Annotated in this window: 14 protein-coding genes; 7 read left to right on the forward strand and 7 right to left on the reverse strand. The window is 39.9% G+C overall.

Annotated features, from left to right (window positions below; translation table 11 throughout):
• Positions 1-283 precede the first annotated feature (283 nt).
• Together IQ276_RS04585 and namA are read left to right on the forward strand one after the other, a co-directional pair.
• Positions 284-490 carry a hypothetical protein gene (locus IQ276_RS04585; RefSeq protein ID WP_193921375.1) on the forward strand — a complete coding sequence of 69 codons (207 nt, stop codon included), beginning with the start codon at positions 284-286 and terminating at the stop codon, positions 488-490.
• Positions 491-660: 170 nt separating this feature from the next.
• On the forward strand, positions 661-1,728 hold the full coding sequence (gene namA, locus IQ276_RS04590; RefSeq protein ID WP_235115432.1) for an NADPH dehydrogenase NamA: 1,068 nt from the start codon (positions 661-663) through the stop codon (positions 1,726-1,728).
• A gap of 320 nt (positions 1,729-2,048) precedes the next feature.
• Here namA and IQ276_RS04595 read toward each other — a convergent pair whose 3' ends face one another.
• The 5 genes from IQ276_RS04595 to IQ276_RS04615 form a co-directional block, all read right to left on the reverse strand.
• Positions 2,049-2,219 (reverse strand): hypothetical protein, encoded by a 171-nt coding sequence (locus tag IQ276_RS04595; protein ID WP_193925442.1) that lies wholly within the window; start codon positions 2,217-2,219, stop codon positions 2,049-2,051.
• A 77-nt stretch (positions 2,220-2,296) separates the two neighbouring features.
• On the reverse strand, positions 2,297-2,755 hold the full coding sequence (locus IQ276_RS04600) for a tellurite resistance TerB family protein (protein ID WP_193925440.1): 459 nt from the start codon (positions 2,753-2,755) through the stop codon (positions 2,297-2,299).
• Between the two features lie 297 nt (positions 2,756-3,052).
• Positions 3,053-4,963, reverse strand: coding sequence for a biosynthetic-type acetolactate synthase large subunit (ilvB, locus tag IQ276_RS04605; protein WP_235115433.1), 1,911 nt, complete (start codon positions 4,961-4,963; stop codon positions 3,053-3,055).
• 132 nt (positions 4,964-5,095) lie between these two features.
• On the reverse strand, positions 5,096-6,358 hold the full coding sequence (locus tag IQ276_RS04610) for an MFS transporter (protein WP_193925372.1): 1,263 nt from the start codon (positions 6,356-6,358) through the stop codon (positions 5,096-5,098).
• 158 nt (positions 6,359-6,516) lie between these two features.
• Positions 6,517-7,110 carry a hypothetical protein gene (locus tag IQ276_RS04615; RefSeq protein WP_235115434.1) on the reverse strand — a complete coding sequence of 198 codons (594 nt, stop codon included), beginning with the start codon at positions 7,108-7,110 and terminating at the stop codon, positions 6,517-6,519.
• Between the two features lie 362 nt (positions 7,111-7,472).
• Here IQ276_RS04615 and IQ276_RS04620 point away from each other — a divergent pair, with 362 nt between their 5' ends.
• Both IQ276_RS04620 and IQ276_RS04625 read left to right on the forward strand, forming a co-directional pair.
• Positions 7,473-8,033: a LemA family protein gene (locus tag IQ276_RS04620; RefSeq protein WP_235115435.1), complete on the forward strand. Its 561-nt coding sequence runs from the start codon at positions 7,473-7,475 to the stop codon at positions 8,031-8,033.
• 11 nt (positions 8,034-8,044) lie between these two features.
• Positions 8,045-8,461 carry a hypothetical protein gene (locus IQ276_RS04625; protein WP_235115436.1) on the forward strand — a complete coding sequence of 139 codons (417 nt, stop codon included), beginning with the start codon at positions 8,045-8,047 and terminating at the stop codon, positions 8,459-8,461.
• Between the two features lie 18 nt (positions 8,462-8,479).
• Here the strand turns inward: IQ276_RS04625 and IQ276_RS04630 are convergent, their stop codons facing one another.
• Positions 8,480-8,881 carry a hypothetical protein gene (locus IQ276_RS04630; RefSeq protein ID WP_193925513.1) on the reverse strand — a complete coding sequence of 134 codons (402 nt, stop codon included), beginning with the start codon at positions 8,879-8,881 and terminating at the stop codon, positions 8,480-8,482.
• 71 nt (positions 8,882-8,952) lie between these two features.
• Entirely contained in the window at positions 8,953-10,383 is a 1,431-nt protein-coding gene (locus IQ276_RS04635) for an IS4 family transposase (RefSeq protein ID WP_193925515.1), read from the reverse strand.
• A gap of 391 nt (positions 10,384-10,774) precedes the next feature.
• Here IQ276_RS04635 and IQ276_RS40660 point away from each other — a divergent pair, with 391 nt between their 5' ends.
• The 3 genes from IQ276_RS40660 (at position 10,775) to IQ276_RS04650 (ending at position 15,907) form a co-directional block, all read left to right on the forward strand.
• Positions 10,775-12,166: a DUF3137 domain-containing protein gene (locus IQ276_RS40660; protein WP_193921148.1), complete on the forward strand. Its 1,392-nt coding sequence runs from the start codon at positions 10,775-10,777 to the stop codon at positions 12,164-12,166.
• Between the two features lie 250 nt (positions 12,167-12,416).
• The gene (locus IQ276_RS04645; RefSeq protein WP_190876176.1) at positions 12,417-13,535 is read left to right on the forward strand and encodes a ferrochelatase; all 1,119 of its coding nucleotides are present in this window, start codon (positions 12,417-12,419) and stop codon (positions 13,533-13,535) included.
• Positions 13,536-14,503: 968 nt separating this feature from the next.
• Positions 14,504-15,907 carry a hypothetical protein gene (locus IQ276_RS04650; protein ID WP_193921146.1) on the forward strand — a complete coding sequence of 468 codons (1,404 nt, stop codon included), beginning with the start codon at positions 14,504-14,506 and terminating at the stop codon, positions 15,905-15,907.
• The last annotated feature ends 9 nt before the right edge of the window (positions 15,908-15,916 follow it).

The raw sequence follows: 15,916 nt of genomic DNA on the forward strand, positions 1-15,916 counted from the left end.
AAATATGTAAATTTAATGCGCGACAGTTTGATTTCTTACTTACTGGATATAGCCAATCCTCAATTGAGAATTCTATCATTTTTATTAATTTTCTTAGCATTATAAATATATATAGCAATAATAATTGTTAATTAGGGTGCTGAGAAATAGATAGATAAAAATAGCTAAATTTGAGAGTTATACATAGATATTATCGATTATTTTTTATATCTTCTCGAATTTAGTTATTACTAATACTAGACCATTAGACTTATTAACCGCGATACTACTGGAGAATAAACCAATGTTTTTTGGACAACTTGAAAGAGAATGTTTATATGGAGAAATTTGGTCAGTTTGGCAAACAACTAAATTACCAGAACATCTACAGTTATTAGTAGATCAAGAACAAGTAAAATACGATATCTGGGAATTGCAAACCGAAAAACCTGATTCTAAGACGACTCCTGTCAGTCTCGATCGCACCTCTAGTGATTCAAAAAGCATTTAACTCCATACCCAGTGCATAATAATAAGGTGTAAAAAGTACACTAGTTTAATCACTGATAGCCCTCAGTGACCCAGCGAAGTAGCGTTTTAACTTTAGGAGCTGCTTTTTGAGTTCATACTGCAAACCTCTTCCAAATTTCTTTCACCTAGCAAGAGAAGGAATCAATACCGATGCCACACCTGTTTGAACCATTCAGGATTCGTGAAGTTACTTTTCGCAACCGCATCGCTGTTTCACCGATGTGTCAATATTCGAGTACAAATGGGTATGCTAACGATTGGCATATGATACATCTAGCTTCTCGTGCAGTTGGCGGTGCAGGTATTGTGCTAACAGAGGCAGCAGCTGTAGAACCACGTGGACGTATTAGCCCCCAAGATTTGGGCATTTGGTCAGATGCACATATACAAACTTTAGCCAAAACTGTGGCATTGATTCATAACTTTGGAGCTGTTGCAGGTATTCAACTCGCTCATGCAGGCAGAAAAGCCAGCACTGCCAAACCGAGTAAGGGAGGAAAAATACTCGATGAATCTCAGGAAGGTTGGCGTCCCTTGGTTTCCAGTAGTGCGATCGCTTTTGGCAAAGATAGTCCTGTGCCTGAAGCCCTAAGTATTGAAGGAATTCAAGAAGTCATTAACGCCTTTATCCAAGCTGCTAAACGTTCTCTAGAAGCAGGTTTCAAGGTAGTTGAAATCCATGCCGCCCACGGTTACCTACTACACCAATTTCTCTCACCTCTTTCTAACCATCGTCAAGATGATTATGGTGGTAGCTTTGAAAACCGTACTCGTTTGTTAATAGAAGTAGTTAAAGGAATCCGAGAGGTTTGGCCTCAAACATATCCGCTTTGGGTACGCATTTCCGCCACTGACTGGGTAGACAAGGGCTGGGACATTGAACAAAGTATCGCTTTAAGTGACAAACTTAAGTCTCTAGGAGTCGATCTCATTGACACTTCATCAGGGGGCATCATACCAGGGATCAACATACCAGTTAAACCTGGTTATCAAACTCAATTTGCCGAACGCATCCGCCGCGAAGCTAATATCCATACAGGAGCCGTAGGGTTAATTACATCTCCAGAACAAGCTGACGAACTGATTCGTACAGAAGTAGCTGACATAGTGCTGTTGGGGCGTGAACTACTCCGCAATCCTTACTGGCCACATCTCGCAGCTAAACAACTCGGACACGATAAACTCTGGCCTGTTCAATATGATCGGGCTTGGCTGTGATGCTGGGGATTGGGGACTGGGGATTGGGGATTGGGGACTGGGGATTGGGGATTGGGGACTGGGGACTGGGGACTCGGGATTGGGGATTGGGGATTGGGGATTGTTAGATGGTTTAATATCATGTCCGGCTAATCACTTATCATTACAGCAGTTTTCATGTATTTGAAGCACATGTGTCGTAAGGGCACAGCAATGCTGTGCCCCTACCATGTGGTCTATTTATAGCAACAGCCAGGGTGGTTAGGACATTAACAGATGATACAACTTAGATACCAAAAGACTTTTCACCCAGTCCCCAGTCCCCAATCCCCAGTCCCTTGCTATACCTGAAAATAGCTGTAAAATTTCCCTGCGTCCCCGCGTCTTTCCGTCATGCTAAATAATAAGTCCTTTACCGGACATGATATGACAGGTTGCCAAGCAGAAATGCGATCGCCTGAAATGTCGAAAATCCCTTCTAGCCCTTGAGGCGATCGCAACTGCCGACTCAAACAAAATTATTCGATACTCTAAATTAGCAACCTCAAATTAATGATGGTAGATGACTAAGGTTGCAATTCAAAAAGGATTACTCTTCTTCCTCTTCTTCCTCTCCAAATACTCCGTCAATAAGTTCTTGCGCTCGTTCGTCTGAAATTTTTAAGGCTTCCTGAAGTTCAGAGATATAATCTTGTTCAACTTCAGGTACTTCTTCGTCAATTCCCACTACTAAAATAGCGGTGATATATGCAGCTTCCCGATAAGCTCTATTTGGTAAGGATTCGATCGCTTGGGCAACTAAATCTTCTGGTTCTTCTTCTTCAATCAAGCTGACGACTTTCTCGCTCAATTCTTCAAAGTCGTCATCAGAGTAATCTTCAAATAACCCAACTTGACCAAGAAATTCACTCAAGGCATATTCTTCTGTCGAAGAAATACCTTCACCATCAGCAGCTGCGGAAAAAAGTCCCAGAATTGCGATCGCAACTTCTGGTTCTATAGCAACTGAACTAGCACTACGGCCTTTGGGCAACTTGCGTTGAGGCATAATTATCCTTTAAAAGTTACGTGATATTTGAGGAAGTAATACCTTACGGTTTATACATCCTCGTAGATTTAGGATTCCCAAAAGAATCAGTAAAACTACAAATGCTATGGGTTTTGATATGAATATTTGTTTCATAAAAAATACGCAAAGGAAACATTCCTCTGCGTATAAAAGAAGGCTAAATTTGGGGATTGGGGACTGGGTAGTAGGTATTCGGGATTCAGGATTGGGTGTTGGGGTTTAATCATCCCTTTACCCCCCAGTCCCCAATACCCAGTCACCAGTCCCCAGTCCCTTTCACAACTTCGTCCCACACTCAGCACAGAAGTTATGAGTTGGAGCATTTTTCGCATTGCAGTGGCCACAATAAACTGGCTCTGTTGCGGCTTTGGGCTGTTGCTTGGGTAAGCCGACCATTTGAGCGTTGCTCTTGCCAGGGGCTACCATTGGATAGCAATTTTCATCTCTGGTAACGTGGACATTCACGATTACTGGGCCTTTGTGCGCCAGCATTTCGGCGATCGCATCTTTTAATTGACTGCGATCGCTAATTACCATGCCCTTAATCCCGTAGGCTTTTGCCAATAACTCAATGTCTGGCATCCCTACTTCCATGTTTGAGCATGAGTAACGTTCGCCATAGAAGGCTTGCTGCCACTGGCGTACCATTCCCTGCCAACCATTATTAATAATTAGAGTCTTGACATTAATGCCATATTGTGCTAGCGTTCCCAGTTCCTGTAAACACATCTGGAAACTAGCATCACCGCTAATACAGATTACTTCTTCATCGGGAAACGCGACTTTAGCACCCATAGCCGCAGGTACGCCAAAACCCATCGTTCCTAAACCTGCGCTAGAAATCCAGCGTCTGGGGCCGTTCTTCAAAAATTGCGCTGCCCACATTTGATGTTGTCCGACATCTGTTGTGTAGAAAGCGTTGGGTGCTTGGCGACTAACTTCGACGATCGCTTCTTGGGGTGAAATGCTGTCGGGATGGTGGGGTACTACTAGGGGATACTCTTCCCGCCAACGGTTAACTTTAGTTAACCACTCTTGATTTTGATTTGGTGTAGCCTTGACGCCTGCTTCCTTGCAGCGACGCAACAAGTCAATTAACACGTTTCGCACATCGCCGACGATGGGCACTTCCGGAATGCGGTTTTTGCCGACTTCTGCGGGATCGATGTCGATGTGAATTACTTTGGCGCGGGAAGCGAATTCGTCTAATTTGCCTGTGACGCGATCGTCAAATCTTGCACCGACGCAAATTAGTAAGTCACAATCACTCACGGCAAAGTTAGCGTAAGCGGTGCCGTGCATTCCCAACATTCCCAAAGCTAGGGGATGATGTTCGTCAAAGGCACCGATCCCCATTAAGGTTGTGGTGACAGGGATGTTAAATAATTCAGCTAATTGTTTGACTTCATCATGGGCACCAGCGGCGATCGCACCACCACCTACATACAGTAGCGGACGGCGACTTTCAGTAATCAACTGAATTGCTGCCTGAATTTGTCGTGGGTTTCCCTTCACCGTGGGACGATAACCGCGTAACTTTACTGAACCTGGTTTCACAGGCACATAGTCAAATTCTTCTAAAGCTACATCCTTGGGGACATCAATTAAAACTGGCCCTGGACGCCCCGTGCTGGCGATGTGAAAAGCTTCAGCGACAATTCGCGCCATATCTTTGGGATCGCGCACTACATAGGAGTGCTTCACAATTGGTAGCGTAATCCCGTAAATATCAGTTTCTTGAAACGCATCTGTACCAATGGACGGACGTGCAACCTGTCCCGTGACTACAATCATCGGGATCGAATCCATGTAGGCTGTGGCGATGCCTGTTACCAAGTTAGTTGCTCCTGGGCCAGAAGTACCAAAACATACTCCTACCTTGCCTGTGGCACGTGCGTAACCGTCAGCAGCGTGGGCTGCGCCTTGTTCGTGTCTCACTAGAATGTGCTTAATTGCACCAGTTGCTTCCACCTTGTACAGGTCGTCGTAAATTGGCAGAATCGCCCCACCAGGATAACCAAAAATATACTCAACGCCGTGGCGATGAAGGCTGTCAAGCAGAGCAAAACCGCCAGATGCACGTTTGGGCACGACTGGTGGGTTATTACGGGACTGTTTGTGATTCTCGGTTTGTGGGATACTGATTTGGGAAGGTAATTCTCCCACGGAGACACTTTGTGAACGCACGGTCAAACCTCAGACTATAGCTAAAGTTAATGCTGACTTCTGTAGTTAAGATTTCATTTTAATAGAAAAGTTCAATTAAATCCTGATTAATTTATAGATTCCAAATAAAGCCAGATTATTAGCCTACATTAGTTAAATTACGTCTTGCAAGACTCTGCGGGTATTTTGCCAAGCCCAAACACCGACAAGTACGACAACAATACTCATAACTACAAGCACAGTTCTCAATCCCAAAGCATCAGTTAATGGCCCAGTAATCGCCAAGGGTGCAGATAAGGCGATGTTGACAGCATGATTTTGAAAGCCAAATACTTTACCATGCATTGTTGGTGGTGTTTGCTGTTGGATTAAAGTTTGCATAGGCACACCAATAAAGGCAGCACCAATGCCCAAAATTGCACACAGTCCCAGCGCCAGCAATAAGTTGTGCGTAAAAGTGAACACTCCTAAAACTAGAGCTATCATCAAAAATCCAATTAAAGGTAAGGGCTTGTGGTGCAATTTATCACCCCAGTGACCTAAAAGCGCCGCACCAAATACCATACCCACCCCAGCTGCTGCTAAGAAAAAGCCAAACTGTTTTTCTTGGAGACCAAACTCGTCGGCTAATCGAATCGTCAGCACCGTTAAGGCTGCAAACACACAATATAATGTTGTTAGTTGCAGCATAGCGTTCAAGACCAAACGGTTTTTCTTGAGATAGCGTAGACTCGTGGTGAATTCAGCCCAAGGGTGATTTTCGCCTTGATGTTCCCTTAGTGGTTTGTGTTCTTTAAACTTAATCGGCTGCATAATTCCAGCGGATAATATGTACAGTCCTCCAACCACAAGCTCTTGACCGTATTCTTCTCCCATCCAGCTTTTCGCCAAACTCAAAATCGGCTCTCCTATGGCAAAGCCAACAATTAAAGCTCCCATCATCGTGCTGCTGAACAGTGCATTGGCTGCCAACAAATTCTCTCGCTTCACTAACAAGGGAATGGCTGCTTGCTCAGCTGGGGCAAAAAACTGGGTGACAGTGGAAATAGCAAAAGTTAGGATTAACAGAATCAAAAACTCCCGTGGCAATAACGGAAGACACAGCGTTAATATTCCCCGCACAACATCTGAGCCAACCATAATCAGCTTTTTTGGCAACCGATCAACAAAGATACCACCAGCAGAACCAAACAAAATCGCTGGGATGGTAAACGACAGCATCAAAGTTGAATACATCGAGTTTCGTGCTAACCCAGGAAGCGGTGAGTAGTTCTCCAAGAGAGCAATCATCAAAACAAAAAAGACTTTATCTGCTAACTGGGACACTAGTTGCCCAATCCACAGGAGCATAAAACCACGGTTTTTTAGCAGTGCGCCAAACCCGTTATTCACAGCGGCAGGTTCTGTTGGAAACATCAGTTACTTTGGGTAGATGGGCATAGGGAGTGGGGAGTGGGGAGATGGGGAGATGGGGAGATGAGGGGACAAGGAGAATAATTCTTAACTCTTAACTCTTAACTCCTAACTCCTAACTCCTCATTCCTAACTCCTATTTACTTACTCCATTGTCCGGATTAATTTGCTTCATAGCGTTTTAACAGCATACGCAAAAATTCAGCTGCACTTAGATGGCCTTTGGGGGGAAAAATTCCAATGGATGAATCTACCCACCAACCTTGTACAGTTTCGGGCGATCGCCAAATTGACATATGATCGACTGCTGGTTCTGCATAGAAGTTATTTTGCCCACTACCAAGCAAACTAGAACTCCAATGGGTGAAATAATCATGACTCATCCGATGAATTGGGAAATTACCTTGTAGTGGCACCCCCCATCCATCTATAGCAATAAACGCTTTGACACGACCACCCAAAAGTTGCCACAAAATAGCTGCACCCATTGCCCCGACTACGCCAGCGCTAAAACTAATGAATATTAGTGGGGATTCAAAAGAGTTGTTTAGGGGATACCTGCGGTGAGCTAGGCTAACGCGCAAAAACTCCAAAATGTGCAAAGCTGATAAACTCGAAAAATCTTTACCCGGAAAAACCAGTATCTTACCTTGATTTTGGTCTATCGAGCCACCAGAAGTATCTAAGCATCCCGATATAAAGGATTCTGTGAAGGCTGCATCGTGGATTCCAGGGCAAATAATTATTGTGGACATTGGGCATTGGACATTGGGCATTGGACATTGGGCATTGGACATGAGGCATTGTAAGACAAATCTTTGCGCCTAGTTATCGATGTATATCGTGATATAGGACTCATATCTGATTTCTGAACAAGATTTCAGATCAAACCCTAGATAAAACGGGCTTTTCAGTCTCAGTATGTTTTCAGAAATCAAATCGGAGTCCTATAGCAGCTTTTAGTATTAATCACTTAAATCTGAGATTAAGGTCTTATATACTACCTTATTTGTACTGAATAAATTATAACTGCTTCACATATTTTTCCGAAGGAATACTATTTAAAAAAACTATTAATTTGGATTATAAATAATCTGAGATTAATCTAATCAATTTCATGTTTATTTATTTAATTATTTTTATAATTTTATTATTTACTATTTATGTTTGCTTATACAATAATAGTGTAATTTACAAAAAAAATCAAGTTGACAATGCATTTTCTAGCGTGGATGTGATTCTGCAAAAAAGAAGTGATTTGATACCTAGACTTGTTACTTTAGCTCAAATATATATGCAATTTGAGCAACAAATATTGATAGAAATTAGCAGGCTCAGAAGTAGAGCAAGTTCAAAGAACTTGAGTGATAATAGCCGAGTTGCTATAGAAGACCAAATTTCGAGAATGTTAAGCAAAATTATAGTAGTAATAGAAACATATCCAGAATTAAAAACAAATGGCCATTTTATCCAATTACAATATTCATTGAGTGAAGTAGAAGAACAACTTTCCGCCGCTAGAAGATTTTATAACTCTGCTGTAACTGAATATAATAATGCCGTAGAAATCTTTCCAACAAACATTATAGCTTCATGGATGAAATATAAATTAAAATTACAGTTTCAAGCTAATCTATCAGCAAGAAATAATGTAATTATTGAAATCAACCATAAGTAAGTTTAAAAAAAATGTCAAAATTCAATTCTGCACAAAATCAGGAATTATTAAACGGAATAGCTAAACTATTACAATATCAAAAATATAATCTAGCACTTCAGGGATTAGAAAATTTTTTTCAAAATAATATAGAATCTAATACAAAAGAATATTTATATGCACGAGTATTGCTTTTAGACGCATACTTATACAATGGATGGTTTGATAAAGCAATTAACTTATGCCAAGAATTGAGCAAAAGTAAACATCAAACGACTCAGATATTAGCACAATACTATCTTGCCGAAATATTTCCAGAAGCTAAACCTACAGAAGAAAAATCATCAATAAATTCAGCTAAAACTTCACTTACTCCTGCACAAGCAACTGAACTGATAAATACTCTGACTTTTCACGGGATGTGGAAAAGAAAGAGTAGTTCGCGATAATCTATCGCGAACCACTTGTTATTCTTTATTATATTTGGAAGTTTCTTCGACTAAATCTTTTAAACCCTGTTTGAGAGTCTCAATTGAACGATCTAAAGCTTCAATTTTAGTCCTTGCAGTAATTTGTTCAATGGCATCTATGTAGGCTTGACTACCAGCCTTACCTAAATGCTTGTACTTGGATAGCTTGCCATCATTTCGAGTCGTAAATATTGGTGTTGTAGCATGTAGTTTATAGTACCAATAAAATTCTTTACGCCCCTTTGCTAGGTAACGAGCGATTCTACAACTAGGTGGCGCAACAGGCGTTGAGTCGTGTATGGCAGCTACTTCAAGTTCCAGACGCTCCTTCATCGAGATCACAAAATCTATACGCTTGTGTAAATCCTCTTGGGCTATGGTTTTTCGGTCTTTCGACATCAAATTAACTCCTAGATTCGCGACTTGTTGTCGCGAACCATATTCCTCCTAACAAAGGCGAGTAACTAAAATCAATATATTGATTTTAGATTTTCATGTAGCAACCAACCTTGGCATAAAGTTTCTAATTCCAACCAGCCTCGCCACAAAACTTGTATCCCAATAGGGCTATTCTTCCTATGTTCTAAGTATCCGCCGAGACGTGCAATTGCTCTAATTGCCCAGTCAACTGTAAGCTGTATCTGCTTTTTTTGTTTGGGTGGAGTACTAGCAAGTAGCACGTCCATTTGTATTTTTGTTAACACCAATTCTGCTGAACTGTGCGGGGAATTCCGGTGTAGATAAGTCATTCGCAGTAATTGTGCCGCAATCACTGTTAAAAAACCTAACATTGTTGACATACTCTCCCCTGCCAAGCGGTAACTTTCCGCTTTACAGCCAGATTTTAGTATTTTGTGATATTCTTCTATCCGCCAGCGATACGTATACCATCGAAGAATTTGAGATGCTTCTGTCTGTGTTGTTATTAACTCGCTTGTCAGTAGCATCCACGTAATTGGCTCACATCCATCTGGCACATTAATTTCTGTTGCAAAGAGCGCGTAAACGTTAAAATTGCCTGACTTTTTTAACCGAGAAGGAGGATTTATTGATACTGGACAATACCTGATCTCCAAGGTGGCAGTTCTTTCTTTTCGCTTTTTAGTTTCAGGTAATTCAATCTCTTTTATAAACTGCACTTTCTGGGATGTTACATACTCCCATAGATAAGAGTTTTCTCCTTCTAAACAACGATTGTGAGCGGCTCTGACAACTACACCTGTATTTTTATTTTTACGTTGAAGTGCGAATACTTCTGCAATATCTCCTTCACGGTCAAAGACATGAATTACTCTTGAGAGTAGTCCCCCATCAGGCATTTCTAAACCTTTAAATAATTTGTTTACTTTCTGAAAAACTTCAACCCATCGATAAGATTCTTTCTCTTTAAAAGCTCTATTCTTGGCGATTAAACGTTCTTTTTTTAATCGCTTTTTTTTTGCCGTAGATGTTTCCTCTGGTGGTGGAGATGCTTTGTGCTGTCGATGCCACAATTTCTCCCATAATAGTCCTAGTGGCTGACCAAAGTCTGGGTCTAGTGCTAAAGAACTATGTAAAATTAGTCCGTTCCCACCATTGCCCGTAGGCCCATAATCATCTCTTTTTTCTAATATTTTTTTATAATCCAGATAAGTAGTATCTCCTACCGCTAATACTATTGGTATGCCATAAATCTCTTGTGCCGTCTGTTTAAAAGATGGTTGGGTCAATTTCTCAAAAGTTGTTTTGGGGTTAGAAAAGAATTCGTAGCCACGTTTGAGGTCACTAGCGCTTTGAAATATTTCTGATAGAGGATGACCATATTTTACTTTTAAAGCCTCCGCAATTAACACTGCTCTGTCGGTCAGACGTTTGTCACCAAAATCACAATCGCGGTACGGGTTTGCTTCTAATAGTTTCATTTGCACCCCAAAATACGATACTACAAGCACCTTAATATTAGAGGACGCAAATTATCTTAAGTCCAGAGGATTGGTTCGCGACCAGCTATCGCGAACCAATCCCCTTTTCCACATCCCGTGAAAAGTCAGGATAAATACTGGGTATGAAGCTCTTACTAAAAAGCGCTATCAAAAAGCAATTCAAGCATTAAAAATTTTCTGTCAAGCTGCTTCTCCAGCTACAAAAAATTATTTACAAGCACATAAATGGCTGATAAAGGCATATCAGGAGAATGGGCAAATTAATCAAGCGATCGCTCTTTGTCAAAAACTCCTGATTAATCAACACGAAGCAACGAGAAAATGGGCAAGGCGACTTTTATTTACAGACTTATTTATAGACAATATTGATGTGTCTACCACTGCACCAATTGAAACCTTACCAGAAGAAGCCGAACCAGCTATTGAAAAGTTTACCCCAAAAACATTAAAAGAATTCAAAGTATTTTGTCAGAAAAATTTATTGGGCGAATTAAAAGTATTTGAATGTCGAAGGAAACAAGCTTTATTATCTATTATTACTCTTCATCTACTTTTTTTATCTTTTTTAATTATTACGTTCAAGCTTCTCTCCATGATATCTTTTGATATCAACGATTATATTTATATTGAAGAACCTTCATTGTTTGAAAGTCACTCTACACCAATAGCCGTACTATTTATCTCTACAGTTATAGTTTTTCTTTTTTATTTTTTCAATTATTTGTTGGCATTTTTATTAGTTTTTTGGATTTGGATATTTTTTTATTCGACAATTTTTCAAGGCTCTTTTGCCGATTTTACATACAAAATATCTGAGAAAATATTTGCTTTTGCAAATCAAAATAAGAATTTAAAATATCTTAATTATTGTTCAAAAGAAGATAGTAAAAATACTATTAGTTCTTTTCAACATAGCGAACTATTTAAAGGACTTATCAATCCAAATAATATTGAACGTGATGTTTATATTTATGGTAAAATCAATGGTATTGATATCTGTTTCTCGAATATTCGCGCAGAATTAGAACTAAAACATGATTGGACTAATTTTTTAGATATTATCTTTTTTATGGTTAGGAGATATGAAACAATAATTCAATCCAATGTAATTTATCTGTTTATATTTTCAATTATACGTGTTATATCCTTGTTCATATTTATTTTACCATTTACATTTAGTGCTTTAATTTTCAGATTTATCAAAATAATTTCATATATAATTAATCATATTTTACGCGGCCAAAATATTGAATATAAAAAATTTGAATCTGAAGTTTTAACAAATCAATTTACCCGAACAAATTTAATTTTTAAAGGATTATTTTTTAAAGCTAAGCTTAACAATAATCTGCAGACTGTTACAATTGTTCAGCCAAAAGTTATCAAGGCTAATATTCATGCTCTTAATCATACTAAAAAACAGCTAATTAAATTAGAAGATCCACAATTTGCTAAACTTTTCACTGTTTATGCTGATGACCAAATAGAAGCACGTTATGTCTTATCTACTAATTTAATGGATAAAATAGTTAAATTTCGCAAGAAAACCAATAGAAATATTTATATTTCCTTTGTTGATGACATGATATACATAGCCATTGAAGAAGCAGTAGAAAATAATATATTTGACCCTAATCTATATAAAAGTGTGTTAAATTTTGCGCCTTTAAGAGAATATTTTGAAACTCTCAACTTGATGTTGGGAATTGTTGAAGACTTAAATCTTGATAGACATATTTGGCAAAGAGCTGCACCAAATTAATTTCACCGAAACTTAGCTTTTCGGCATCTTAACTGCTTTCGCTATTCCAGCGATATAGCAGATGGGGAATTGGTTGAATTTTCCATGCCCCATACCCACCTAAGTTTTATATGTCTTTTGATGTATTATTTTGATTTTTCCACCCATCCTATCCCCCCGGATGGGATAATAATTTACTAGTAGGGAAAGTGTTCCAGCTATTCCCTAAGTTTAAATTCTCTGCACTCTGGATTATATTGAGGAAGTTATTGTGGTTGCAACGCCCGAAAAACTACAACATACTCACGAAGAATTATCAAGTAAAGACCGCGTAGCCGTATTGCTGATGGGCTACGGCGAAGTCGAAAGCTACGAAGATTTTGCCAACTATAACGAACAGGCATTAAATCTCCTGACAGCAAAATTCGCACCAGTACCAACCTGGATTTATCCGCCCCTAGCAAAACTTTTGGCGCTATTTGACCGCCACGAGTGGGGACACACACACCACGATTTTATCTCCCCACACAACGCCATCTTTGAACAGCAACGGGCTGGGATTGAGAAGAATTTACAAGAAAAATGGGGTGATAAGGTTCAAGTTTTCAAAGCTTTCAACTTCTGCGCCCCTTTTCTGCCCAACCAAGTTTTAGCAGAAATCAAAAACCAAGGCTTCGATAAGCTGCTAATTTATCCACTGTTAGTGGTTGATTCTATTTTTACTAGTGGGATTGCGATCGAGCAAGTTAACAATGCTCTCGTTGAGTTGACTGATGGTGAAGAACACTGGGTTAAAGCACAGCGCTACATTCCTTCTTTTTTCAACGAACCAGCCTACATCGATTTGATGGCTCATCTAGTTGAGGAGAAAATTAACGCTGGTTTAGCAGCAGCTTACCTACCTTCTCAAATCGGTATTGTGCTAATGAATCACGGCTGTCCCCACAAAGCCAAAGGATTTACCTCTGGAATTACCGAAAGTCAAGCGCTATACGATTTAGTACGGGATAAGTTGATTAACCGCTATCCTTTAATCTCAGTGGGTTGGCTCAATCACGACACCCCTCTGATTGAGTGGACACAGCCAAATGCACATCAAGCAGCAAGTAACTTGATTCAATTGGGTGCAAAAGTAGTGGTATTTATGCCAATAGGCTTTGCTACGGAAAACCACGAAACTCTGTTGGATGTGCATCACATTATCCATGCTTTGGAAAAACAGCATCCTGGTACAAACTACGTACAAATGGCTTGCGTTAACGACCATCCGGAATTTTTAGCGATCGCCGCCCAATGGGCTGACGCTCATATTGCACAATTATTATCAGAGGAAACTTTGGCAGTTAATCCCCAACTAGCTGACCATCACCATCACCATCACCACCATTAAGTTTAATTTTTTGGGGTGGGCAAAGCTCTGTCCACTCCAGATTTAGATTTCAAGACATAGATGTAGTTGAAATTTTGATATCGCATCGTTGCAGATGCTCCTGAAGCCTTCATTTCCGTCTGCGCTGCGTTACCGACGTAGAATTATTTTTTTAAAGCAATTTTCAGGTAATCAAACCATAGGCTAGGGGCGCACAGCTGTGCATTAGTGTCAACTTAAGCTACAAATAGCTTCACTGTTGGCTTTGTCGCCCGCCTTGAACTCAAGTTCAAGGCTAACAGTAGACTAAAGATTTTTGGCAATATTTAGTCATCTAAAGATTACTTTTGCTATTAGCAAGGAACTTCAGTTCCTTGCGGGACATAAATTTTACGTTAAGTTGACACCAATGACAGCGGTGCTACCCTACAAAGGATTGTGGTTCAAATAGATGAAAACGGCTGTAAGGTAAAACTCAGCTTAAACTCAGTATTATCACTCATGTTATTTCGACTGAGTAAAGTTATTCTGTAACCAATGATCTCACCCGTGGTACGTATTAAAAAATTACAAGCTCTTGATATCAAATATCGGTAAACACTTATTATTAAATCTCTGTGCCTCAGAGCGTCCACCACGTCAGCCCTAATGATAAGTCTTCAACCGGACATGATATGACTGGTGACGCAACAAGGGTTTTTAGTAGCTTTTAGGAGCTTTTGGCGTTAATTAAAGATGCGCCAAAATCTGACTAATGGCGATGAAACTGTAGATTGGCGCAAAGATTCAAAGAGTGCAAAAAAACACTAAAGCTTTGCCATTTTACTGAGTATCCAAAATAATTTGTTGGATAAATATTTGCCCAAGTAATTTTCGGCAAAAAAGTAGGGGTGCTGTTATCCAACAGCAGCCAACATTTTTGTGGAATTAATCCACTGTTTTCCTTGTTCTTTGAATGAAATTCAACACTGAATTAGAAGGATTTACACATGCCAGAAACATTAGTTGGAACTTCTTTGAGCTACTATTTAATCGCTTTTGATGCTAATGGCAATGAACGCGAAAAAAATGGGAAGCTAATCAGCCAAATAGTACTAGATGTCTTATCTAAATCTAGGCAGCCTGAGCAGCCAATCACAGATGTTTTCTTGATGAGTCACGGGTGGCAAGGTGATGTTCCTGCGGCAATAGACCAGTACGACAAATGGATTAGAGCTATGGGTAAAAACCGAGCTGATATTCAAAAAATGCAACAGCTGCGACCAGGATTTCGCCCGCTGATAATTGGTCTGCATTGGCCTAGTAAGCCTTGGGGAGATGAAGATCTGAATGCTCTGTCACCAAACAAAACAATTGTATCTTTTGACACCACAGATAATTCTCAGGAAGAGTTAATTAATCAGTATTCTCAGAGGATAAGTGATACTGAAGCTGCTAAAGAAGCGCTCAGAACAATTTTTACAGCAGCGGAAGAATATGACGTTGCACCCGATACACTACCACCAGAGGTGTATGCAGCCTGTCAGGTTTTGATTAAGGAAGCATCTTTGAGCAGTGAAGGAGAAGATGCAGATGGGTGGAGCGAAAACGAATCATTAAATTTAGATCCTGATGGTGTATATCAAACTACCCTTGCAGAAGAAAGCAAAGATGTCAGCTTCGGAATTGGCGATGATGTGAAATCGGCAGCCGATGCATTTTTGAACATTCCGAGATTGTTATCTTTCTGGAAGATGAAAGACCGCGCTCGGAAAATTGGTCAAACCAGCGGCTTCAATTTGTTAAAAAGCCTTCAACAAGTGACAGATAAGACTGTGGGATTTCATTTGATGGGACACAGTTTTGGATGTATTTTTGTCTCAGCCACCGTAGCAGGTACTCAAAATAGTAAATTAGTCCGTCCAGTTAATTCTCTTGTCTTAATACAAGGCGCTTTATCACTCTGGTCTTTCTGCTCAAATGTTCCCCATAGAAACAATGTTCCTGGTTACTTCCGCTCTATTATTACTGAGGGTAAAGTTGCAGGACCAATTGTTACTACCCAATCTAAGCATGATAAGGCCGTCAAAAATGCCTATCCGATGGCGGGAACACTAGGAATACTTGGTGGTCAAGATATAGACTTTAGCGTTGATACCCCAAGTTATCCTGGTGTTGGTGGCATTGGTTGTTATGGAATTCAGGGTGATGGTTTGGAAATTATTAACTATCCAAAAGGTATGCTCACCCTAGAAGAATCCTACGACTTTAAACCCGGTAAAATTTACAACTTAGAAAGTAGTAAATATATTGTCGTTCCTCCTAGCTTCCTAGATATTTTCATGGGCGCTCACAATGCCATTGATAAACCTGAAGTAGCTCATGCTGTGTGGTCGGCAGCGTTTGGTAGCTAATTAAACATT

Source organism: Desmonostoc muscorum LEGE 12446 (genome assembly GCF_015207005.2).
GTDB classification, from domain to species: Bacteria; Cyanobacteriota; Cyanobacteriia; order Cyanobacteriales; family Nostocaceae; genus Nostoc; species Nostoc muscorum.